The organism is Amphritea sp. GJ51-11 (assembly GCF_055808735.1).
Genome location: NZ_CM147881.1, coordinates 2,035,545 through 2,059,581, shown reverse-complemented (window position 1 = coordinate 2,059,581; position 24,037 = coordinate 2,035,545). Strand labels below are relative to the sequence as shown.

The window sequence follows — 24,037 nt, the reverse complement described above, 5'->3', positions numbered from 1 at the left end:
AAGCCCCCTTTCGTTCATATTGAAAGCCCCTTGCCATTATCTGCGGCTATATTGTTATTCCACTTGGGTACGAATCACTTTCTTATTGATCTTGCCGACGCTGGTTTTAGGTATATCGCTAACCACTTTAATATCCTGCGGCACGGCCCATTTATTAATATGACCGCTGTCGACATATTGCTGCAGGTGTTGCTGAATCGCTGCACCATTAAGCTCTTCTCCCGCCTTCGGCACCACTAAGGCATAAGGACGCTCGCCCCATTTTTCATCAGGCACACCGACAACGGCAACCTCAGATACGGCGGGATATTGACTGATCAGGTTTTCCAGCTCCAATGATGAGATCCACTCACCCCCGGTTTTGATCACATCTTTAATGCGGTCTTTGATCTGGATAACGTAATCTTTGTCGATAGAAGCCACATCACCAGTATGCAACCAACCATTTTCCCAAAGCTCTTCCCCTTTGGCTGCCTCTTTATAATAGCCTTGGGTCAACCATGGTGAACGCACCACAATCTCGCCCACCGCATCGCCGTCATGAGCGACATCGTTACCTTCAGGATCAACGATTTTGAGATCCACCAAGCCGATTGGCACACCGGCTTTAATTCGCAACGGTACCTGCTCACTGAGTTCTAGTTCACGTTCAGAAGGCTTGAGGAAAATGGCACTCACCAGTGGACAGGTTTCGGACATACCATAAGCCGTGAACAGCAGGATGCCTTGATCTACCATCTGTTGTGCCAGTGCCGGCGTCGCGGCACTACCACCGGTCAATAGTTTCCAACCGCTCATATCGGTCGCTTCAGTCTCATCACAGTTAAGAATCATCTGTAGCACAGTTGGCACACCGTGGGAGAAGGTCACCCCTTCCTCTCGGTATAACCGCAGCAGTTTATTAGGGTCGTAACGGCCGGAATACACCTGTTTAACACCGAGCATGGTGGCGATATAAGGTACGCCCCAGGCATGCACATGGAACATCGGCGTCATCGGCATATAGACATCATCGGAGCGTAGCAGCGGCTGACCGTCAAACGAACCGAGCGTGGTTGCACCGTTTAAGGTGTGCAGCACCAGTTGTCGATGACTGAAATAGACCCCTTTCGGGTTTCCGGTGGTGCCGGTAGTATAGAACAGAGTGGCGACGGAGTTCTCATCAAAATCAGGAAAGTCATACTCATCGGACGCATCGGCGAGCAACGCTTCGTATTCCCCCACCATATTTAGGCTTGTGGGGGATGGCTGCTGATCATCACTGAGGCGGATATAACCCCGCACACTCGGCAATTGATCGGACAGCTGCTCGGCAATAACATTGAAATCGTCATGCAGTAAGACGAGGTTATCTTCCGCATGATTCATGGTGTAGCCGATCTGATCGACACTCAAACGAATATTCACATGATGCAAAACCGCACCAATCATCGGTACGGCAAAATAACTTTCCAGATAACGGTGGCTGTCCCAGTCCATCACCGCAACCGTGTCCCCCGCTTTAACACCCGCCTCGGTGAGTACGTTTGCTAGCTTGCAGATACGCTTATAGAGGGTGCGGTAGTCATAGCGAATCACATCACTGTAGACGATCTCATTGTCAGGCTGAAAGCGTTTGCCGGATAACAACAGGCTTTTGATTAATAGTGGGAAGTCGTGTGCATTGGCTGCAGGTTTAATTATTTTTGTTTGCATGGATTCACCTTGAGGTTATGAATGTTCTGCAGAGGTTTGATGGACACAAGCCGAGTTTTCAAACCCACTCATCAGATAACAAAATAGCGATCTGTTTAATTCATTGAGACATAAATTACAGCGTTATACCGAAGCAGACAACCGCCATTCATCTTAGGCAAACATTAAAGCCCTCGATATCCAATCACGAGGTGCTAGGCTGCAACACTCTGTTTGTGCAGGCTCTTCTTTTTATAACGGCAAGTAGAGCAACAAGGCGCTTTAAACTGCCATCAAGTTATGCAACCATGCGCCGGTAACTATTTTAAGGAATCGATGTGGAACTACTTAATCTTGATTGTCAGGGCCATAGCTTGCGGCTTGAAGGCTCAATGGCGGGCTGGCAGCTGCTGTATTGGAACAATACCCCGGTGTCCCGACGCGATGCGGCTGGCGATTTTGATGGTGTCAGTGAACATCATTTTGAACTGCAAAATCAGCAGGGTGAAGCACTGCCCTGTCGATTAGAAACCGAGATACAGTGGGATCCAGTGCACATCAGCTACCGTTTCTATATGGGTGAAAAACTGATCAGCAGTGGTGAACATGGTCGTGAAGAGATGGAAAAGCAGGTGCCGCAAGGGCCAATACGCCAAGAAAAGCGCGCCTTCAGCATTATTGGGCTCGGTGCGTTAGGGCTAAAACTGCTGAAAAGCGCCAAGATCATCAAAGTGGTTATGGCCGGTGCCAGTTTGGCCGCGTATTCTTGGTTTTTTTCCCTGCCCTTTGCACTGGCTCTGATCTTCTGCCTCGTGGTACATGAGTATGGTCATATTCGTGCGATGAAACACTTCGGCATGAAGACCAAAGGAATCTATCTCATTCCATTCGTCGGTGGATTGGCGCTGAGTGATGCGCGCATTAATACTCGCTGGCAGGATGTCTGCATTTCGATGATGGGGCCATTTTTTGGCTTTGGTTTATCGCTACTCAGTCTAGTGGCTTACTGGGTGACCGGTTCGATGTTTTTTGCCGGATTAAGCGCCTTCAATGCTCTGCTAAACCTGTTTAACCTGCTGCCGATTCTGCCATTGGATGGCGGGCACATCCTCAAGAGCATCGCCTTCTCGATGAATTCACTGCTTGGACTACTGCTTTGCGGAGCAGCAGCCGGGGCAGGCATCTGGCTCAGTTATCACTTTGGTTTAGCGCTGCTGGGCTTTTTGTTGATTATTGGTAGCGTCGAGGTGTTTTTTGAGTGGCGTGGACGACATCACAGCCTGCTATTGCCGTTAGACCGGTATGGTCAGGCCGTGTCGGCACTGTGGTATATCCTTACCGTAGGCGGCTTGGTGGCGATCATTTGGTATTTTCACGGCATGGGCGATGCGCTGCTGGGGCTTCCACTTAAGATATTGCAAAGCTAAACTGCGGTATCACTTCCAACAAAGCTGCCAAAAGAGTCGTGTATATGAGCGATAAAATAGTCGATATCAATAGCAAGCGGGATGATCTGCGCCATAAGCGCAAAGAAAAGCAGTTGACGGATATGAAAAACAAGTTTGAAAAAGCGCTGCCCACTGAAGAGCATGACCCGAAAAAGAAACTATTGAACCTCTTTAAAAAGAAACCTAAGAAATAAGCTAAGTAAGCAGCTTAGCCCATCAACCCAAGACAAATCTCGCTGTCTTGGGTTGATGCATCATCTCCCTATCCTTTAAGCCTTTGCAGCCTCGGATTAAAACGTAATAACTGTTAGGCCTTAGCCGGCAGCACAGTGCTGGCAACCTCACCAAAGCCAATACGGGCACCGCCTGGCTGTTGACAGTAACCACGCATCACTACCGTATCACCATCTTCTAAGAACGTACGCTGTTCACCGTTAGGTAAACTAATTGCTTCCTTGCCGCCACGACTCAGTTCTAGCAAAGAGCCACCCTGTGTATGCTCTGGGCCTGATTGTGTGCCCGAACCAAAGAAATCCCCCGGGCGAAGATTACAGCCATTGACAGTGTGATGTGCCACCATCTGCGCCACAGTCCAATAAGAATAGACAAAGTTCGACGCAGATAGCGGTGTCGGCGCTTCATGCTGGTTACGCATCTGTTCAGTTTGTAACAGCACCTCCAACTGAATATCCAAGGCACCTTGCTGTGTGTTTTTTTCTGAGGTTAGATACGGTAGTGGCTGAGGGTCCGCCGCATCGCGCTTAAATTCAGTACGATAAGGCAGCAGCGCTTCATTAGTTACAATCCAAGGAGAGACCGTGGAAGCAAAGTTTTTCGCCAGGAAAGGCCCTAGCGGCTGATATTCCCAAGCCTGTATATCACGGGCAGACCAGTCATTAAACAGGCAATACCCGAACACATGCTCATCGGTATCATCGAGTGCAACAGGCTCACCTAACGCATTGCCCTTACCAATATAGATACCCACTTCGAGTTCATAGTCCAATCGTTTGCAGGCATTTAGGCTCGGCGCTTCAGCTTCCGGCGCTTTAGTTTGCCCCTGAGGTCGACGGAAAGTCTGGCCCGATACATCGATCGAAGAGCTACGACCATGATAACCGATCGGCACCCATTTATAGTTCGGTAGTAGTGGGTTATCCGGGCGGAACAGACTGCCCACGCGGGTGGCATGAAATACCGAGGTATAAAAGTCAGTGTAATCGCCGATCTGGCAGGGCAAGCTATACTCTACATCGGCTTGAGCTATCAAACTGTCTGCTAAAGCCCCCTGCTCTGCGGCACCTTCACGCAGCGCCCGAGACAGCGCCAAGCGTAATGCCGACCATACCGGTGCACCCAATGACATAAAGTGGTTTAGGCTTGGCGCAGCACAGGCGGCTGCGCCAAGTGCCGCATCACCTGAGAACAAACCATTAACGGCTGCCAGATCTAACACCTGATCACCAATGGCAACACCCCCACGAAAGGCTTCATTGCTGCCTTTGCGTCTAAACTCGGCAAAAGGTAGGTTTTGAATCGGAAAATCAGCATTGGCGTGATTGGCGGAGCTAACCCAGCTACGTAGATCAGGATGATGCGTTTCATTCAATACAGGCATAGTTCACTCTCAGATATTCTCAGCTATTCTTAATCATCAGAGGCACCGTTACGCAGGCACAACAAAAAGTCTGATGTTATTTTTATTATCTAGCGGTACGGTAACAGAAGCTCGATGAGCTGCAAGGCACTAGGGATAAATACATTATTTCCAATGAGTAAACAATGAGTTAAGATTCCACGAAATGGGGACTTTACCGCCACTAATAACCCTATACTATGCTAGGTTAATAAATCCGAGTGCTTCCTTAGTTTAGGATGGCTCAATCAAACAATGGATGCGCTGGCATCATCCCGAACAAGCGGTATAGCAAGGAAGCGGGAACAAGGATTAAGTCAACATGTCTGAATCACTCGTCACCCTCGATAATATTTGTAGCCTCGAGGTTTTACACGCTAGCCCCACGGATGCTGCGCTCAGTGTGTTACATAGAATGCGTAAATCGGATGTCAGTTCAATGGTGATCATTGATGCTGGAGAACCCTTAGGCATTATCACCGAAAAAGATATCCTCCGACTGGTGAGCATAGGTGATCAAAACCTCGGCCAGATGACCGCCGCTCAAGTCATGACAACACCGGTTAAAACCCTGCCCGGCGATTGCGAATTTCAACAGGCCTATGAACTGATGCAGCGAGAGAGCCTGCGTCATATCGTGGTCATTAATCCGGACGGTAGTCTTAGAGGTATCGCCACCGAAACCGACTTTGTACAGCACCTAGGGTTTGAATATCTTGCCGAAGTAAAACATGTCGATGCCATCATGGAGCGAGTGATCCTGTTTGTCTCCCCTGATGCTAGTTTGCGGCAAGCGTTCGCGCTCATGAATGAAAAGAAGATCAGCAGTATCGTGGTGGGCGAAGGACACCGTGCGGATGGTATCTTAACCGAGCGGGATGTTGTCCGCCTGATCGATGATAAAATTAATCTGAATAACACGCCGGTTAGCCAATATATGAGCAGCCCGGTAGAAACCGTGCGCGCCGATGCTTCATTGTTAGACGCCCGCAAAATGATGCAAGCCAAAAGGGTTCGCCGCTTATTGGTCAGTGATAACAATAACCGTATTGTTGGACTGTTAACCCGCCAGCATTTGGCCGACCGGCTGCAAAATCATTTTATTAAAGTGATGCGTAACGCATTGGAGACCCTCAACCAACAACTGCTGATCAGCAAACATAAAGCGGAACATTATCACGGTTTTTTTGAAAGCTCTCCCTTGGCCTATCAGTCACTGGATGCCTACGGCAACCTGATTGAAGTGAACGCCTGTTGGCGAGCAATGACCGGCTACGACGAAGTCGACGTTGTTGGCGAGCCCTTCAGCAAGCTGCTCGAGGAGGGACAAGAAGAAAAATTTAAACTCGGCTTTGCTCAGTTTAAAGAGGCTGGGCATATCGAAAATGTGCACTATCGGCTGCTAACAAAAAAAGGAAATCGACTCGATATTCAGCTCGATGGTCAGGTTGTTTATGATAACGACCAGCAGTTTTTACAGACCCACTGCTTGCTCACCAATCTGACTGAAAAGCATAAACTCGACTCGCAGCTGGAAATGTTTCGCGAGCTGGTTGATCGCAGTAACGATGCCCTGTTTGTGATTGATGCAAAAACCGCCAAAATAATCGATCTTAATCAGGCCAGTTGTGATTATTTAGGCTATAAACGAGAGCAACTACTGGGCACACCTGTTACTGCTTTCAGCGATCGTCACCAAGATTTTGACAGCTGGAAAGGCATTCTGCAGATTGTTCGATCCAATAAAAAAGGCAGTGTCTTTGAGTCGGTGCATATCACTGCAGATGGACTTAAGGTGCCGGTTGAGATCAGTTCGATTCTGCTCGATGCTAATGGCGAAGAAGTCGTACTGTCGACCGTTCGAGATATAACCGAACGTAAACAAGCGGAACAAAAGTCCCGCCAAGAGAGTGACTTTCTCCAGGCTGTGCTCGATTGCATTGGCGATCCGGTAATGGTTATTGATAACAACTATCAAGTCGTTAAATCAAACCGAGCCGCCAACGATTACTATTACCATTGCCTTCAGCAAGAGGATAAACCCTGTTATGGCAGCGTAAAAAATAGTGATAGCCCCTGCGCGATTTGCCCACTAAAAGATGTGATTACAAGCCGCCACCCCACCACCCGGATACACGAACACCAAATGAAGGACGGCGAAACCCGAATCTTCGAGTTGATGGCCAGTCCACTCTATGACGCTGAAGGAAATGTGACCGGGCTGGTTGAGTCCAGTCGGGACATTACCGACCATATAGCCATCCAAAAATCACTGCAGGAAAAAGAGAAAAGTCTCGATTTTCTGGCCCATCACGACCCCTTAACCAAACTGCCTAACAGGCTACTCTTCGGTGATCGATTAAAACAAGCGCTACGGCACGCCAAACGCAGCAAAAAAATGATTGGTCTGTTGTTTATTGATTTAGACGAATTTAAAGAGATTAATGACAGCTTTGGTCATAACCTCGGGGATCAGTTACTGATCAAGGTGTCCGAACGGCTGAAACAGCATGTCCGTGAGTACGACACTATCTCCCGCTTAGGCGGCGATGAGTTCACCATTATTATCGAAGATATTCAACAACCCGAAGATGCCAGTCTGATTGCACAAAACTTGCTGATCGCGTTCAATGAGCCAATCATTTTGGATGAGCAGCAGCTGCATGTCAGTCTTAGTATTGGTATCAGCCTATTCCCTGATGACGCCGACCAGCCGGAAGACCTCATCCGCAATGCCGATACCGCAATGTATCGCGCCAAAGCGGCGGGTAAAAACCGCTATGAGTTTTACACCCAAGAGATGACCGATCAGGCATTTGAGCGGATATTAATGGTTGGTGCGATGCGCAATGCCATCGAACATGAGCAGTTTGTACTGCATTATCAGCCCCAAATTGATATCACGGATAACCGTATTATTGGTGCCGAGGCGCTTATTCGGTGGAAAGACCCACAAATGGGTATCATTCCCCCTGACCGTTTTATCCCCCTCGCCGAAAAAACCGGCATGATTAAGATGATCGACCATTGGGTGTTGGATACGGTGTGTCGCAATATTGTCGAATGGCAAACAGCCGGCTATCAGGTGCCACGAATATCGGTTAACCTGTCCGCGCGTCATTTTGGTAGTAATACGCTGGCGACAGAGGTCGCGGCCATCCTTGAGCGCAATCAATGCAGCAGCGCAATGATCGAGCTGGAAATTACCGAGGGGGTCATTATGAACAACGCTACCCGGGCAGGAAAAGAGCTAAAACAGATCCGTGAGATGGGTATCCGGCTGGCCATCGATGATTTTGGTACCGGCTACTCCTCTCTCAGTTACCTAAAAAAACTCCCGTTGGACCGCCTAAAGATCGATCACTCCTTTATTCGTGATATCCCAGAAGACAGTAATGATAAGGCAATTGCCCGAGCGGTTATCGCACTGTCTAACAGTCTCGGCCTCGAGGTTATCGCCGAAGGCATGGAAACAGAAGAGCAACGGCAGTTCTTAATAGATGAGGGCTGCCGTTACGCCCAGGGATTTTTGTTTAGCAGAGGCGTGCCCGAAGATGAGTTTCTCGCATTACTGAAAAAAACTAGCCTCACGTGAGTAAAGCCCTTAACCTTTTAAACAGTACGATTTGGCGTTCTTTCGGACGCCTCAACCCTTCATCGATGAAACGAACAGATAGGCCTATGAAAACCATATTGATTACCGGATGTTCCAGCGGCATTGGTCACCATGTTGCTATCGGCTTGCGCCAACGGGGTTATCGTGTGATTGCCAGCGCCCGGCAGCAAGAAGGTGTTGATCATCTGAAGCAACAAGGCCTCGAAGCCATTCAGCTTGATCTAGAACACTCTGACTCGATTCAACAGGCGATGGATTGGGTTGAAGCCGAAACCGGCGGTGAACTGTTTGCCCTGTTTAATAATGGTGCCTATGGACAACCCGGCGCGATTGAAGATCTCAGCCGAGATGTATTGCGCCAACAGCTCGAAATCAATCTACTCGGCTGGCATGAACTCAATTGCCGAGTACTGCCACTGATGCGTCGCCAAGGCTATGGCCGGATTATTCAAAATAGTTCAGTATTGGGCCTTATCGCCATGCGCTACCGAGGGGCTTACAATACCAGTAAGTTTGCCCTTGAAGGCTATTCCGATACCCTGCGACAAGAACTCACCGGCACCGGTATTTACCTCTCACTGATCGAGCCCGGCCCGGTTAAGAGTCAATTTAGAGCAAACGGCTTAAAGGCCTTCAAGGCGAATATTGATGTCGATGCCAGCCCCTTCCGTAAGACCTACAAGAGAGTATTACAACGGTTAAGCAAGGAAGATACCGGTGATGATCTGTTTACACTCGGGCCAGAGGCGGTGCTAGACAAAGTCATTCATGCGCTGGAAAGCAAACGGCCTAAAGCCCGTTACTATGTTACCTTTCCTACCTACCTATTCGGTTTTTTGCGCCGCATTTTACCTACCCGTATGCTCGATTGGGTATTGATAAAAGCCTCCTCCTTCGAAAACTGAAACCGTCTTTCGGCCCGCTTTCATCGCGGGCCTAACGCTAGCGTCCGGCGACTAACCTTTCACTTTAGCGCAGCTATAAACGCCACCGTAGGCGTCAGACCGGGCGATCAATTTGCTTGGCGTTAGCTCAATGATGGTGGATGATTCTTGATTTTTCTGCGGGATCATACTTTCTAAATTAAGAATACTGTCGAGTTCCGGGTGACTTCTGTTAACCAACTTCAACTCGGTGGACGACAAAATCAACGATCCGTTGATCACTTTCCAAGTTGAACGATTGGACACGCCGTACTCCATTTCGGGAAAGTTAGGCAGTTTAAGTAATAAAGTACCGCTGCCATTGGACTGTCCATTGGCGAGATAATTGATACTGTAGTCTATTTTCATCTGGGTATTGCTATCGGCCATCGCATGCTGGCAATTCCAGTGACCATACAGGTTTTTCTGATTAAACATCATCGCATCGCTGGCTTCCACGACAGCCGAGAGAGACATAATCAATGCACACAGTGGTAAAACGTTTTTATGTCGCATAGGATCCCTTTGACAGATCGACAGCTTAGGAGTGGCTATTGTGCCCAACCAAGCTTGCTGCCAGCTTAATCGAATCCACCGATGACATCTATTCTTTAACGCACGGTATCACCTTTTTAGCCGAGTACGAGAAAGGCAGCCCGAGGGCTGCCTTAAAGTCGTTAATAAAGGTATTCGAGCGGGATGAATTAGCTAACTAAGCCATTGCGTCCCATGATCTCCTGAATCTCGGGCAGTGATGCCGGATCATCAATGGTTGAAGGCACACTGTAATCTTGGCCATCGGCGATCTGGCGTAGCAATTTACGCAGAATCTTACCGGAGCGAGTTTTCGGCAAACGCTGCACGACAATCGCACGTCTAAAACAAGCGACGGCCCCGATCTCTTTACGCACCATCGCCACCAGTTCAGCCTCAATCTGGGCTTCGTCGGTTTCAACACCATTCTTCAATAACACCAAACCGATTGGCTGTTGTCCTTTGAGAGGATCATTAATGCCAATCACGGCACACTCGGCCACCGATGGATGATCCGCAACGATCTCCTCCATCTCACCGGTCGACAAGCGGTGCCCGGCGACATTAATCACATCATCGGTACGCCCCATAATGAAGACATAGCCATCATCATCTTTATAGCCTCCATCGCCAGAGCAGTAATACCCTGGGAACTCCGACAGATAGCCAGTGCGGAAACGTTCAAAATCACCCCAAACGGTGGGTAAGCAGCTCGGAGGCAACGGCAGTTTAATGGCTATATTGCCCTGCTCGCCATTCGGCAGTTCATTCCCTTCATGATCGAGAATCTGAATATTAAAGCCACTGACCGGCACAGTGGAAGAACCCGGTTTCGGTTCTAGCATCTCAATACCGGTTAGGTTGCCACAGATTGCCCAGCCGGTTTCGGTCTGCCACCAGTGATCGATGACCGGCTTACCGAGGGTTTCTTTAGTCCAGTGATAAGTCGGTGGATCAAGACGCTCGCCAGCCATAAAGACGGTTTCCAACTTACTGAGGTCATAGGCTTTAAGCAGTTCAGAGTCTGGGTCTTCTTTCTTGATAGCACGGAAAGCGGTGGGCGCAGCAAACAAGGCTTTTACGCTATATTCATTACACACACGCCAGAAAGCGCCAGCATCCGGTGTTCTGATCGGTTTGCCTTCATATACCACCGTGGTGCAACCGGCCAGTAGCGGGCCATAAACAATATAGGAGTGTCCGACTACCCAACCAACATCCGACGCTGCCCAGAACACTTCGCCGGGTTCCATGTTATAGATCGCTTTCATACTGTATTTCAGGGCAACCGCATGGCCACCATTATCACGTACTACCCCTTTCGGCTTACCGGTGGTGCCTGACGTGTAGAGGATATACAGCGGATCCGTCGCTTTAACTGGGGTGCAATCAGCAGGTTCAGCATTTACTACCGCCTCAGCCCAATCAATATCTCGGCCTGCCATCATCTCAGCCTTAACCTGTGGGCGCTGGAAGACAATGCAGCTATCGGGTTTATGAGCCGACTTTTCGATTGCCTCATCTAATAATGGCTTGTAGGCAATGACTTTTTCAATCTCGATACCGCAAGACGATGTAACGACCACCTTAGGTTCGGCATCATCGATCCGCACCGCCAATTCATGGGGCGCAAAACCACCAAACACCACTGAATGAATAGCACCAAGGCGGGCAACCGCCAGCATCGCAATCACAGACTCCGCGATCATCGGCATATAGATGACCACTCGATCACCTTTTCCTACGCCCTGCGCTTTCAGTACGCCGGCAAATTTAGCTACCGCATCGCGCAACTGTGTATAGGTGTAACGCTGCTTAGTATCGGTAACGGGAGAATCATAGATCAACGCATCTTGATCACCGCGACCACTTTCAACATGGTAATCCAGTGCCAGATAAGCTGTGTTCATTTCACCATCGGCAAACCAACGGTCAATACCATTTTCATCCTTGCTCAGGATAGTCTTAGGCGTCTTAAACCACTTAATCGCTTCAGCCTTCTCTGCCCAGAACGCTTCCGGCGTTTCGATCGATTTTCGGTATTCTTCTTTATATGACATAGCACTGACCCTTTGCGGTAACCTTTATTATATGTGTCAGACCGGCAGCACCTGCTAAATATAGACCGATCAAGGTGATGCGCAGGTGTTGACCACTTGAGGCACACTCTAACTGAGATACGGGTAAATGAAACTACTACAAAAGGCTATATTGTCTACGATACAGAAGATAGAAACCGGTAATACGCTGTTTTACGGGTTTTTTATGCCATTAAAAATACTGATCTAAATCAATTGTCGACAATCCTGACGCTGTGATTTAACGAACCTTGCCTCAAAAAAGCCCAAAAAAACCGCCCAAAGGCGGTTTATTGAAAAACAAAACAACATTAACAGCAGCGATATCAATCGCTGCTCTGTACCTTAATGCTGTTTTTAATCCCGGTCATTACATTGCGCTGATAAAGCTCTTCTTGGGTGACCCGATGAGCGTCATTTTCGTTCTTGGCGTTCTCAAAGTAACACAGGGTAGGTTTAAACCCTTCCGCTTCTTGCTCATCGAGTTGTACGTATGAGCAGATAATCAGCAGGTCACCTTTGGAGGCTCGATGTGCCGCCGCTCCATTAACGGAAATAATACCGCTATTGTCTTCGGCGCGAATCGCGTAGGTGGTAAAACGCTCACCATTGTTAATGTTATAGATATGAATCTGTTCGTACTCTTTAATCCCGGAACGCTCAAGCAAAACGCCATCGATGGCACATGAGCCTTCATAATAAAGCTCCGCGTGGGTAGTGGTAACGCGATGCAGCTTAGCTTTTAAGAATGTTTGCAACATAGTATGACCTGAATCTTAAATTGGCCGGATAGTCCGGGCGTACACACAGACTGAAAATTATTTCAGCCTATCCCTGTCGGCGTCTCGTTAAGACGATCGTTACCGACAGCAAACCTAAATGTCTGTGATGACGAGGTCATCTGAATTAAATAACCGTATTTAGTCACTTAATTTAGATACCCGTATGATTAGACAATCCATAGGTAACAATTATATAAAGTTAAGTTATAAATTAACTTACCTATAGGCGATCGCCATTGTACTCGTAATTTTGGAAAAATTAAGACCCTAACCCCACAACGACTCGAGAAATTTAACATTGAGGCTAGCCTACGGCCTTCAATTACCCATCAAAACGATTAACCTCAATGATTTTCATGACGATATGAAGCTAAGTCACCCAAAAGCTAAATAATTCCTATAAAATAGCCGCCTTTACAACAGGTTATAATAGGTTTTTACCGTGGTAGCAGTAATTCAGACAGACAAGACCGAGCAGCTTAAACACGCCATGGCAGAACGCATCCTCGTTCTTGACGGCGGCATGGGCACAATGATTCAGGACCACAAACTGAATGAGGCTGATTTTCGCGGTGACCGCTTTGCTGATTGGAATACCGATCTGCAAGGTAATAATGATCTGTTAGTACTGACCCAACCTAAGATTATTAGCAGTATCCATCGCGCTTATCTTGAAGCGGGCGCGGATATCATTGAGACCAACACCTTTAACGCCACCTCGATTGCGATGGCTGATTACTCAATGGAATCCCTCAGCCATGAGATTAACTTGGTGGCGGCACAGCTAGCCCGCGAAGTGGCGGACCAGATTACCGCAGAAACGCCAGACAGACCTCGCTATGTCGCCGGTGTTTTAGGTCCCACCAACCGAACCTGCTCTATCTCGCCCGATGTTAACGACCCAGGGTTTCGTAATGTCAGCTTCGATCAGCTTGTCGAAGCCTATACCGAATCCATCGATGGCTTAGTAAATGGTGGTGCCGATATTATTCTGATCGAAACCATCTTTGACACCCTGAATGCTAAAGCGGCGATCTTCGCCGTTGACCAATATTTTGAAGATCACCAACTGCGTCTACCGGTAATGATCTCCGGCACCATTACCGATGCGTCTGGTCGTACACTCTCTGGCCAAACCACCGAAGCGTTTTGGAACTCGGTTCGCCATATTAAGCCACTGTCTATCGGCCTTAACTGCGCCCTAGGGCCAAAGGAACTGCGCCAATATGTGGAAGAGCTTTCCCGTATTGCCAATACCTATGTGTCTGCTCACCCGAACGCCGGATTGCCGAACGCCTTTGGTGGCTATGACGAAACGCCAAGACAGATGGCTGCAGAGATCCGTGAGTGGGCTCAGGCAGGCTTCCTGAACATTATCGGCGGTTGTTGTGGCACCACTCCGGCGCATATCACCGCGATGGGCAAGGCTGCGAATGAATCCTCGCCTCGATCAATCCCCGACATTCCAATTGAATGCCGCCTATCCGGCCTTGAACCACAAAATATCAATCAAGATACCCTCTTTGTTAACGTGGGTGAACGTACCAACGTCACCGGTTCGGCAATGTTTAAGCGGCTGATTAAAGAAGGCGATTACGAGACAGCCCTTGATGTTGCCCGACAGCAAGTAGAGAACGGCGCCCAAATTATCGATATCAATATGGATGAGGGGATGCTGGATGCCGAAGCCGCGATGGTGCGCTTCCTTACCTTGATTGCCTCCGAACCGGATATCTCCCGTGTGCCGATTATGATCGACTCCTCTAAATGGGAAGTAATCGAAGCCGGCCTGAAATGCATTCAGGGTAAAGGTATCGTTAACTCGATCAGCCTCAAAGAGGGTGAAGAGAAGTTTATCTATCAGGCCAACCTGCTACGCCGCTATGGTGCTGCGGTGGTGGTAATGGCGTTTGATGAAGATGGTCAGGCCGATACTGAAGAACGGAAAACACAGATCTGCGCCCGCTCTTACAAAGTACTGACCGAGAAAGTCGGTTTCCCGCCGGAAGATATCATCTTCGACCCCAATATCTTTGCCGTTGCGACCGGCATTGATGAGCATAACAACTATGCGGTGGACTTTATCCGTGCCACCGGCTGGATTAAAAAGAACCTGCCCTATGCCATGATCTCCGGCGGCGTATCCAACGTGTCATTTTCTTTCCGGGGTAACAATCCAGTACGTGAAGCGATCCACTGCGTATTCCTCTACCATGCGATTCAGCAAGGTATGGATATGGGGATCGTCAATGCCGGACAGCTGGCCATCTACGATGACCTGCCTGAAGAGCTGCGTGTAGCCGTTGAAGCTGTCATTATGAATACCTCTGACGAGGCTACCGAAAATCTCTTGGAGATTGCCGAGAAATACCGCGGTGATGGTGCCCAAGTCGAAGAAAAAACCCAGGAATGGCGCAGCCTACCCGTTACCGAGCGCCTATCGCACTCCTTGGTTAAAGGGATCGCCGAATATATCGATGAAGATGTTGAAGAGTGCCGGCATCAGTTTGAGCGTCCGATCCAAGTGATTGAAGGCCCATTGATGGACGGTATGGGGGTAGTCGGTGACCTGTTTGGTGCCGGCAAGATGTTTTTGCCTCAGGTAGTCAAATCCGCCCGCGTGATGAAAAAAGCGGTCGCCTACCTGATGCCCTTTATCGAAGCCGAAAAAGCCGGTGCGGCCAGCGAAACCGCCGGTAAAATTTTGATGGCCACGGTAAAAGGTGATGTCCATGATATCGGTAAAAACATTGTGGGTGTGGTACTGCAATGTAATAACTACGAGATTATTGATCTCGGTGTAATGGTGCCCGCTGAAAAAATCCTGCGCACCGCCCGGGAAGAGAATGTCGATATTATTGGCCTCTCCGGCCTAATCACCCCATCTCTCGATGAGATGGTGCACGTCGCCAAAGAGATGGAACGTCAAGGCTTTGATATTCCACTGATGATCGGTGGTGCCACCACCTCAAAAGCTCATACGGCGGTTAAAATCGACAAAGCCTACAAGCGGGATCAGGTGGTGCATGTCACCAATGCCTCCCGTGCGGTTAATGTTGCCAGTACCCTGCTCTCCGCTGACCGTAAGGCCGCCTATGTGAAAGAGATACAGGATGATTACGCCGCGGTTCGGCAACGCTATGCCGACCGTCAGAGTCAGGCACGTCGGGTATCACTGATTCAAGCTCGCTCTAACAAATTCAAAATTGATTGGGCCAGCTATACCCCACCGGTGCCAGCGCAGCTCGGTATTCAGTCATTTGAACATATCGACCTAAACGAGCTACGGGACTATATCGACTGGACCCCCTTCTTCCACTCTTGGGAGCTAGCCGGCCGTTATCCCCGCATTCTTACCGACGAGATTATTGGCGAAGAAGCGACCAAACTGTTCGCCGACGCTCAAGAGATGCTCAACGACATCATCGATAATAAGAAGCTGGAAGCGCGCGCCGTGATTGGCCTATTCCCTGCTAACAGCATCGATCACGATGATATCGAACTCTATACCGATGATAGCCGTTCAGAAGTGCTGATGACCTTGCACCATCTACGTCAGCAGGTCGAAAAAACCGAAGGTAAGGCGAATATGTGCCTAACTGACTTTATCGCGCCAAAAGACAGCGGCAAAGCCGATTACTTCGGCGCCTTCGCCGTCAGCACCGGCTTTGGTGATCAGGTGATGATCGATGCCTATGAAGCGGATCACGATGACTACCACAGCATCATGGTTAAAGCTCTAGCCGACCGTCTAGCCGAAGCCCTTGCTGAATATATGCATGCTCGCATCCGCCGTGAGTTCTGGGGCTATGCCGCCGATGAAACGCTGGATAACGACGCCTTGATTAGAGAAAAATATCAAGGGATTCGCCCAGCCCCAGGCTATCCCGCCTGCCCTGAACATACCGAAAAAGCACGGCTGTGGGAGCTATTAGACGTTGAAAACCGTATCGGCATGACCATCACCGACAGTTTTGCCATGCTACCCACCTCATCCGTGAGTGGCTGGTATTTCAGCCACCCCGAATCGCAGTATTTTGGCGTCGCTAAAATCGGTGAAGATCAGTTGGAATCCTATGCCAAACGTACCGGCATGGAAAAAGCCGAAGCTGAGCGTTGGTTATCCCCTAACCTCGGCTATGAGCCAGACGACAGCTAAAACCGAGCACCATACCCTCCTTATCGCCCCTAGAAGGGGCTCCTACAATTAGCCTTAACACAGCGCTAAATGCTCATGCAGGAGCCGCCTCTGGCGGCGATATGTCTAGCCTAAGGCACCCAACCCTTCTGTAGGTGGCGCTCCCTCACGCCGACAACCTTCAATCGCGACGAGACGTCGTTCGCTACATTGGATTCTTTCGAGTATCTATTTTCCTGATTATCAAAAACGTCCCTGACGAATAAGTTTCATCCCCCTTAGAAAAGGCTCCCACATTTAGCCTTAACCACACGCTAAATGCTCATGTAGGAGCCGCCTCTGGCGGCGATATGTCTAGCCTACGGCACCCACTCCCTCTGTAAGTGGCGTGCCCTCACGCCGCCTTCAATCGCGACAAGACGTCGATCGCTACCTTTGGGCCTCGATATTATGAATAAAATTAAAAGCCACAAAAAAGCCCCTACCAACTGCATTGTCTAGCAGTTGTGTAGAGGCTTTTTCTATCTAGCCAAGCACTTAAAAGTAAGTGCTTAATGGCTATATTTTAAGGCGTTAATTACAGCTCGGTAATGCCACCCATGTAAGGCAGCAACACTTCCGGCACTTTCACATGGCCATCGGCTGTCTGATAGTTTTCCAAAATCGCGACTAGTGTACGCCCCACCGCCAAACCAGAACCGTTCAGTGTGTGCACCAACTCAGGCTTACCGGTTTCCCGGTTACGCCAGCGAGCCATCATCCGCCGTGCTTGGAAGTCCTCCATATTACTGCATGAGGAGATCTCACGGTATTTCTGCTGGCCGGGCAACCAAACTTCAATGTCGTATGTTTTCGCTGCACTGAAGCCTAAGTCGCCGCCACAGAGGGTCACGACACGGTAAGGCAGGTTCAGCATCTGCAGAATTTTCTCTGCATTACCGATCAATTCTTCCAGTGCTTCCCAAGATTTAGTCGGTTCAACAATGTGCACCAATTCAACTTTTTCAAACTGGTGCTGACGGATCATACCGCGGGTATCGCGACCATGACTGCCCGCCTCACTCCGGAAACAAGGAGTATGGGCAACAAATCTTAGCGGCATATCGGCGGCATCAATAATTTCGTCACGGACAATATTGGTGACCGGCACTTCCGCTGTAGGGATCAGGTAATAATCGCGCTCACCTGGGACCTTAAACAGATCTTCTTCGAACTTAGGCAGCTGACCGGTACCACGCAAAGAATCTGCATTGACCAGATAAGGGACGTAAGTCTCTTCATAGCCATGCTTAGCCGTATGGGTATCGAGCATAAACTGAATCAGCGCACGGTGCATCCGGGCGATACCGCCGCGCAGTACCGCAAAACGAGCACCGGTGATTTTGGCCGCCGTTGCGAAATCCAAACCGCCGTTCTGCTCGCCAAGATCAACGTGGTCTTTGGCTTCAAAATCTAGTTGGGTCGGCTCGCCCCATTTACGAATTTCGATATTATCGTCTTCCGTCAGGCCAGCAGGCACGGACTCATGGGGAAGGTTTGGCATCCCCATCAGCAATGCGTCCATCTGCTCTTGAACAATCTTTAATTGCTCTTTGGCGGCATCGAGTTGTTCACCAAGGGTACTCACTTCAGCGAGTAGTGGTGCGATATCTTCACCGGCCGCTTTTGCCTTGCCGATATTCTTGGAACGCGTATTACGCTCATTTTGTAAACGCTCGGCTTCAACCTGTACGTCACGACGCTGATTTTCCAGCGCATTAAACTCGTCTACTGGGAACTTATAACCCTTTTTCGTTAGTAGCTGCGCCACTTCTTCCGGGTTTGAACGGATAAATTTAGGATCTAGCATGATGTCAGAAACAACCTTAAAGTCAGAACAGGCGAGTAAACCATAAGCCGCTATACAGGGCGACCATGCAGAGCACTACGCTCATTAATATGTAAATTGCGGCGGACATTATATGCCCTTCTTGCAACATGGTCACGGCTTCCAGTGAGAAGGTGGAAAAAGTCGTGAAAGCACCCAGAAAACCAACCATCAATAATGGTCTTAATTCTGGGCTAATGCGGGCCTTTTCCATAATCAGGACAAAACAAATACCCATTAGAAAAGAACCCAGCGCATTACAGATCAGCGTACCGTAAGGCAGCTTAAACTGAGCATTGTTAATCAGCACGCCGCTGACCCAATAACGAGCCATGGCTCCAGCGGCGCCGCCGACAGCGACTGAAATAAGGTGCAGCATCGGTTATTCCCTATATCGTTGCTTGGCGCTGGCTTCATCCAGCGCTTTGAGATGCTTAAGTTTATCACCGATACGGATCTCAAGGCCGCGGGGCTCCGGTTGATAATACTGGCGATCGGCAATTTCCGCTGGCAAATAACACTCACCGGCGGCAAAGGCATCAGGCTCATCATGGGCATAACGGTATTCGGCACCGTAGCCAAGATCTTTCATCAGGCTAGTCGGTGCATTACGCAGATGCTCCGGCACATCATAACCGGGCTCACTGCGTACATCCGCCTTGGCCTGATTAAACGCCCGATAAACCGCATTACTCTTCGGCGCACTGGCACAATAGAGCGCCGCTTGCGCAATCGCCCGCTCGCCCTCTGCCGGACCAACCCGTTCGAATGCATCCCAGGCGTTGAGTGCCATCTGCATCGCCCGCGGATCAGCATTACCGATATCTTCCGAGGCAATAGCGACTAGCCGCCTAGCGATATAGAGCGGATCGCAGCCGCCGTCGAGCATACGGCAATACCAATACAGGGCACCGTCGGGGGATGAACCCCGCACCGATTTATGGAATGCCGAGATCATGTCATAAAACAGATCCCCCTGCTTATCGTAGCGACGGGCGCTGGACTTAAGCACCTCTTCGATAATCTGCGGCCCTATTGTATATTCACGGCCATCAAAATCTGCCAGATCAGCGGCGATTTCCAGCAGATTGAGTCCGCGCCGACCATCACCATCGGCAGCGGCGGCCAATTGCTCCATCGCGCCATCGGCAAACACCAATGGCTGTTGCGGAATTCCTCGGGCCTTATCATTCAACGCCCGCTGTAATAACACTTCGATATCGGCCTGTTCGAGACTGCGCAAGAGATAAACTCGGGCGCGGGACAGTAAAGCGTTATTCAATTCAAACGATGGGTTTTCGGTGGTGGCACCGACAAACAGAAAGGTGCCGTCCTCAATAAAAGGCAAAAAAGCATCCTGTTGCGACTTATTAAAGCGGTGCACCTCGTCGACAAATAAGATGGTTTTACGGCCAGACTGAGCCTTCACTTGCAGCGCTTGATCCACTGAGGCGCGGATATCCTTCACTCCAGACAGCACCGCCGAGAGAATAATAAAATGGGCATCCACTTGATGAGCTAGCAAGCGTGCCAGCGTGGTTTTGCCTACCCCCGGCGGCCCCCATAATATCATTGAATGCACAGAGCCCTGCTCTAGCGCTTTACGTAAGGGTTTGCCCGGCCCGAGCAGGTGTTGCTGGCCACAGTATTCATCGAGTGATTGAGGCCGCATCCGCGCCGCTAAGGGTTCGTAGTCAGGCTGTTGCGCATCAAAAAGATCGGCCATTAGTTAGCAGGCTCCGGGCTACTTTCGACGATCACATCGGTGCCTTCGGGCGGGCTAAATGTAAAAGTAGTATCTTCATACTCTGGATTAAGTTTTTGATTTTGAAACATTATAGATGTTCGCTGCCCGAGTGAATCTTCCATCTGTAATTCGCTAATCAAACCATCGGTGAACAGTAATCGAATGCGGGTAAACACCTCAGTTTCTTGTAATGGCAGAAGTTCAAACAACTGACTGTTACTCTTTTCTTGTAATAAGCGGATCTTATATTGGGACTTCAGTTGCTCTATCTGACCGTTAAGAATCAGCGCCGGAACCCCTGAATCATTCTCTGTTACCTTACGCTCAGTTGCCTGCTCTAGGTCGGGATCATAGATCCACAATGTTTCACCATCGCTGATCAGGGTTTGTGGAAATGGCTCTTTGGCAATCCAACGAAAACGGTTCGGTTTGGCCAGTAAGAGGGTTCCTCGGGAGCTTTCCATCCGGCGCGAATCATCGCGACCGGAAACCTGATCAAAGTCGGCACTGAAGCTATCAAAGGCACCTAATAGGCTATTGAGTCGATCCCCAGCACTTTCTTGAATATCGGCCAGCGCGGCGAAGCTGAGAGAACAACCCAGTACGGCAACGGCGGCTATCTTTTTAAATACCATCATTAATCCTTAGGCGGTGGTGGTGCCAACACTTCACGGGCACCATTATGACTAGCGGTAGAAACAACTCCCGCCGCTTCCATCGATTCAATCATCCGGGCAGCCCGGTTGTAACCAATTTTAAGTTTACGCTGCACCGATGAGATCGATGCTTTACGGGTTTGGGTGACAAAGGCAACCGCTTCATCGTAGAGGGCGTCCTGCTCGTCATCACTATCGCCCATCATGCCGGAACCACCCTCAACCACTTCAGATAGATCCGAGATAAGGTATTCCGGCTTGCCCATTTTTTTCCATGCTTCAACCACCCGATGCACTTCATCATCGCTGACAAAAGCGCCATGAACACGGTTAGGCAGGCTGCTGCCCGCAGGCAGATAAAGCATATCACCGTTACCCAGCAGATGCTCAGCACCGCTTTGGTCGAGTACCGTGCGGGAGTCAATTTTAGAGGATACCTGGAAGCCAATACGAGTTGGGATGTTAGCCTTGATCAAACCAGTGATAACGTCCACTGAGGGGCGCTGTGTGGCCAAAATAAGATGAATACCCGCCGCCCGTGCTTTCTGAGCAATACGCGCGATCAATTCTTCAACTTTCTTACCCACCACCATAATCATATCGGCAAACTCATCGATACAAACCACGATATAGGGCAATGTTTCAAGGTAAGGCGCAGGGGCATCCGAGGGCAAGCCCATCTCTTCCGGATTCCACAAAGGGTCCAACAAGGGCTCCCCCTTATTCCGAGCGGCGGTCACTTTATCGTTATAACCGGCGATATTACGTACGCCCATTTTTGACATCAGTTTATAACGGCGTTCCATCTCAGCGACACACCAGCGCAATCCGCCTGCGGCCTCTTTCATATCGGTAATAACCGGCGCAAGCAAATGAGGGACCCCTTCATAGACCGATAATTCAAGCATCTTAGGGTCAACCAGCATCAGTCGCACTTCATCCGGTGTCGCTTTAAACAGCAAGCTCAGCAGCATCGCATTGACGCCCACCGATTTACCGGAACCGGTGGTGCCCGCCACCAGTAAGTGAGGCATTTTAGCTAAGTTGGCGACGACCGGATTACCGGCAATATCATTACCCAGACCGAGTGTAAGCTTCGATGACGCTTCTTTATAAGGCTTGGAAATAAGCACTTCACTGAGGCGCACCATCTGCCGCTCTTCATTGGGAATCTCAATGCCGATCACCGACTTACCGGCGATCACTTCGACCACCCGCACGCTCATCACCGCCATTGACCGGGCTAAATCCCGTGCCAGATTGGTGATACGACTGGCTTTAACACCGGGCGCAGGTTGTAACTCAAAACGGGTAATTACCGGCCCAGGATTCACTTCGACGACCTCGGCAACGATACCGAAATCTTTCAGCTTACGTTCCAGCAAGCGTGACATATCTTCAAGCTGCTCGTCACTGTAGCAGTGTCCCTGCTTCAATTCTGGCGGGTCCAGCAGATCCAGTGAAGGAATGCGTCGTCGGGGTTCGCGACGAGGAGCCGTTTGAGCAATATGATCCAGCCCCAGCTCACTGTCTTTCATCGGCGTATGCGCTTCAGATAGCGGCACAACCTTAACCCCTTTGCGATCAATCGCCACAGGTTGTGGTTGTGGTTGTGAACTGTATTCCGTTTGCGGGGCGGCGGCCATCGGCTCTGGTGTCGGTGTTACAACAGGCTCCACTTGACGAGTAGTAACATCAGCAGCACTTAGTTCTGGCGTAACATCCTGCGCGGCTCGCGCAGTGACGACAGGAATATCCTCGGACATTTCAACCCGCTTAGCCCTGCTTTGAGGATCGAGATCATAGGATTCCCACTCTGTTGTTTCGCTGACTGGCGCCGCAGTTAATGGGTCATGATCGGTATAAAGCGGATCGGCAGCCAAGGGCTGATCAAACACCGGTTCCCGACGTATCAAGGGTGCCTGTTGAGCGGCTAGGTTAGCAGCTTCAGACTGTACTGCATCGGCAGCGCTGCCATGACGGGCGGCGGCACGTAATAAGTTACGTTTTTCTTCATCTGCCGCGGCATAAGGGTCGACTGACGGCGAGGTATCATTGTTAACACGGGCTTGGGGTTTCAACCATGCTGTCACCGACAACAGTCCGCGACCAAGCCGCTCTAGCAATTGCGCCCAAGAAAGCTCGAACATCAATGTCATACCGAACAACATCGCGGTCGCCAACACAATAGAGCTACCAATTAAACTAAACAGAGAGACCGCAACATCCGATAACGCCTGGCCAACCAAGCCACCCATACTGAAAGGCAGCTGACTTTCAGTATTCGATAGATGGGTGGCCGCAAAGGTAGCTAAACAGAGCAACACCATCACCGCCCCGGTCAAACGCAGCATCATAAACGGGATGCCATCAAGCAGGGAAACACTGCGGCGTAACATAAAGCGGACCGCGGGCACCAGCAACATCAGCGGAATCAGCCAAGATGCGATACCAAAAATGGACAGCGCTAAATCGGCCAACCAAGCACCGACTAAGCCGGTGAAATTATGCGCCAATGGCTGATAGCCTAGATGCGACCAGCCTGGATCGCGATGATCATAACCAAACAGCGCCAGTTGCAAAAACAGCGCAAAGCCGATTACCAAAATCAGCCCCCCTCTTTCGTGATCCGTGCGAGCAGATCAGAAAAGGAGGCTATTTTAAATTCGCTAACCGGCGATTTAACGCTAGCATCTCGACGACTGGGCTGACTTCTATCTGTTTGGCTACGATGAGACAAGAAAAATATCCTTCCAACTATCCATAAAATGGCCTGAAAAATAACATATTTAGGCCCTACTCCCCAGACACAAAACCGACTTTTATACGCTTTCTTCAGCATACCCACCCAGACTGAGCAGGAACTGAACAATTCGACGCTAATTGCCTACTGTTTGCCGAGAAAACAAGCCGCTAGGCCTGATTAAAAAACCCCTAT

General features: G+C 49.7%; 15 protein-coding genes. 5 read left to right on the top strand and 10 right to left on the bottom strand.

Annotated elements, in window-relative coordinates:
* Nucleotides 1-54: 54 nt before the first annotated feature.
* Entirely contained in the window at nucleotides 55-1,695 is a 1,641-nt protein-coding gene (locus AC0L4K_RS09005) for a fatty acid--CoA ligase (protein WP_473269009.1), read from the bottom strand.
* 317 nt (nucleotides 1,696-2,012) lie between these two features.
* Between AC0L4K_RS09005 and AC0L4K_RS09000 the strand changes: the two genes are divergently transcribed.
* Both AC0L4K_RS09000 and AC0L4K_RS08995 read left to right on the top strand, forming a co-directional pair.
* Nucleotides 2,013-3,101 carry a site-2 protease family protein gene (locus tag AC0L4K_RS09000; RefSeq protein WP_473269008.1) on the top strand — a complete coding sequence of 363 codons (1,089 nt, stop codon included), beginning with the start codon at nucleotides 2,013-2,015 and terminating at the stop codon, nucleotides 3,099-3,101.
* A gap of 44 nt (nucleotides 3,102-3,145) precedes the next feature.
* Nucleotides 3,146-3,316 carry a hypothetical protein gene (locus AC0L4K_RS08995; RefSeq protein WP_417223292.1) on the top strand — a complete coding sequence of 57 codons (171 nt, stop codon included), beginning with the start codon at nucleotides 3,146-3,148 and terminating at the stop codon, nucleotides 3,314-3,316.
* 113 nt (nucleotides 3,317-3,429) lie between these two features.
* Here AC0L4K_RS08995 and fahA read toward each other — a convergent pair whose 3' ends face one another.
* Nucleotides 3,430-4,740 carry a fumarylacetoacetase gene (fahA, locus tag AC0L4K_RS08990; protein ID WP_417223295.1) on the bottom strand — a complete coding sequence of 437 codons (1,311 nt, stop codon included), beginning with the start codon at nucleotides 4,738-4,740 and terminating at the stop codon, nucleotides 3,430-3,432.
* 340 nt (nucleotides 4,741-5,080) lie between these two features.
* Here fahA and AC0L4K_RS08985 point away from each other — a divergent pair, with 340 nt between their 5' ends.
* Together AC0L4K_RS08985 and AC0L4K_RS08980 are read left to right on the top strand one after the other, a co-directional pair.
* A complete protein-coding gene (locus tag AC0L4K_RS08985; RefSeq protein ID WP_417223298.1) occupies nucleotides 5,081-8,353 on the top strand; it encodes an EAL domain-containing protein in 3,273 nt (1,090 codons plus the stop codon).
* A gap of 86 nt (nucleotides 8,354-8,439) precedes the next feature.
* Entirely contained in the window at nucleotides 8,440-9,279 is an 840-nt protein-coding gene (locus AC0L4K_RS08980; protein ID WP_473269007.1) for an SDR family oxidoreductase, read from the top strand.
* Between the two features lie 51 nt (nucleotides 9,280-9,330).
* Here AC0L4K_RS08980 and AC0L4K_RS08975 read toward each other — a convergent pair whose 3' ends face one another.
* The 3 genes from AC0L4K_RS08975 to panD all read right to left on the bottom strand — a co-directional run bounded on the left by AC0L4K_RS08975 (nucleotide 9,331) and on the right by panD (nucleotide 12,670).
* A complete protein-coding gene (locus AC0L4K_RS08975) occupies nucleotides 9,331-9,813 on the bottom strand; it encodes a hypothetical protein (RefSeq protein ID WP_417223303.1) in 483 nt (160 codons plus the stop codon).
* A 188-nt stretch (nucleotides 9,814-10,001) separates the two neighbouring features.
* Nucleotides 10,002-11,891, bottom strand: coding sequence for a propionyl-CoA synthetase (locus tag AC0L4K_RS08970; protein WP_473269006.1), 1,890 nt, complete (start codon nucleotides 11,889-11,891; stop codon nucleotides 10,002-10,004).
* Nucleotides 11,892-12,235: 344 nt separating this feature from the next.
* Nucleotides 12,236-12,670 (bottom strand): aspartate 1-decarboxylase, encoded by a 435-nt coding sequence (panD, locus tag AC0L4K_RS08965; RefSeq protein ID WP_417223309.1) that lies wholly within the window; start codon nucleotides 12,668-12,670, stop codon nucleotides 12,236-12,238.
* Between the two features lie 463 nt (nucleotides 12,671-13,133).
* Here panD and metH point away from each other — a divergent pair, with 463 nt between their 5' ends.
* Nucleotides 13,134-16,850 carry a methionine synthase gene (gene metH / locus AC0L4K_RS08960; RefSeq protein WP_473269005.1) on the top strand — a complete coding sequence of 1,239 codons (3,717 nt, stop codon included), beginning with the start codon at nucleotides 13,134-13,136 and terminating at the stop codon, nucleotides 16,848-16,850.
* A 556-nt stretch (nucleotides 16,851-17,406) separates the two neighbouring features.
* Here metH and serS read toward each other — a convergent pair.
* Genes serS through AC0L4K_RS08935 form a run of 5 tightly spaced genes read right to left on the bottom strand, consistent with a single transcriptional unit; the run spans nucleotide 17,407 to nucleotide 23,705 of the window.
* Entirely contained in the window at nucleotides 17,407-18,678 is a 1,272-nt protein-coding gene (gene serS, locus AC0L4K_RS08955; protein ID WP_473269004.1) for a serine--tRNA ligase, read from the bottom strand.
* Between the two features lie 22 nt (nucleotides 18,679-18,700).
* Nucleotides 18,701-19,075 (bottom strand): fluoride efflux transporter CrcB, encoded by a 375-nt coding sequence (crcB, locus tag AC0L4K_RS08950; protein WP_473269003.1) that lies wholly within the window; start codon nucleotides 19,073-19,075, stop codon nucleotides 18,701-18,703.
* Nucleotides 19,076-19,078: 3 nt separating this feature from the next.
* Nucleotides 19,079-20,422, bottom strand: coding sequence for a replication-associated recombination protein A (locus AC0L4K_RS08945; protein WP_417223318.1), 1,344 nt, complete (start codon nucleotides 20,420-20,422; stop codon nucleotides 19,079-19,081).
* Nucleotides 20,422-21,081 carry an outer membrane lipoprotein periplasmic chaperone LolA gene (gene lolA / locus AC0L4K_RS08940; protein ID WP_473269002.1) on the bottom strand — a complete coding sequence of 220 codons (660 nt, stop codon included), beginning with the start codon at nucleotides 21,079-21,081 and terminating at the stop codon, nucleotides 20,422-20,424. The genes AC0L4K_RS08945 and lolA overlap by 1 nt, the downstream gene beginning before the upstream one ends.
* Nucleotides 21,081-23,705 carry a DNA translocase FtsK gene (locus tag AC0L4K_RS08935; RefSeq protein WP_473269001.1) on the bottom strand — a complete coding sequence of 875 codons (2,625 nt, stop codon included), beginning with the start codon at nucleotides 23,703-23,705 and terminating at the stop codon, nucleotides 21,081-21,083. Before AC0L4K_RS08935 ends, lolA begins: the two co-directional genes overlap by 1 nt.
* Nucleotides 23,706-24,037: the final 332 nt, after the last annotated feature.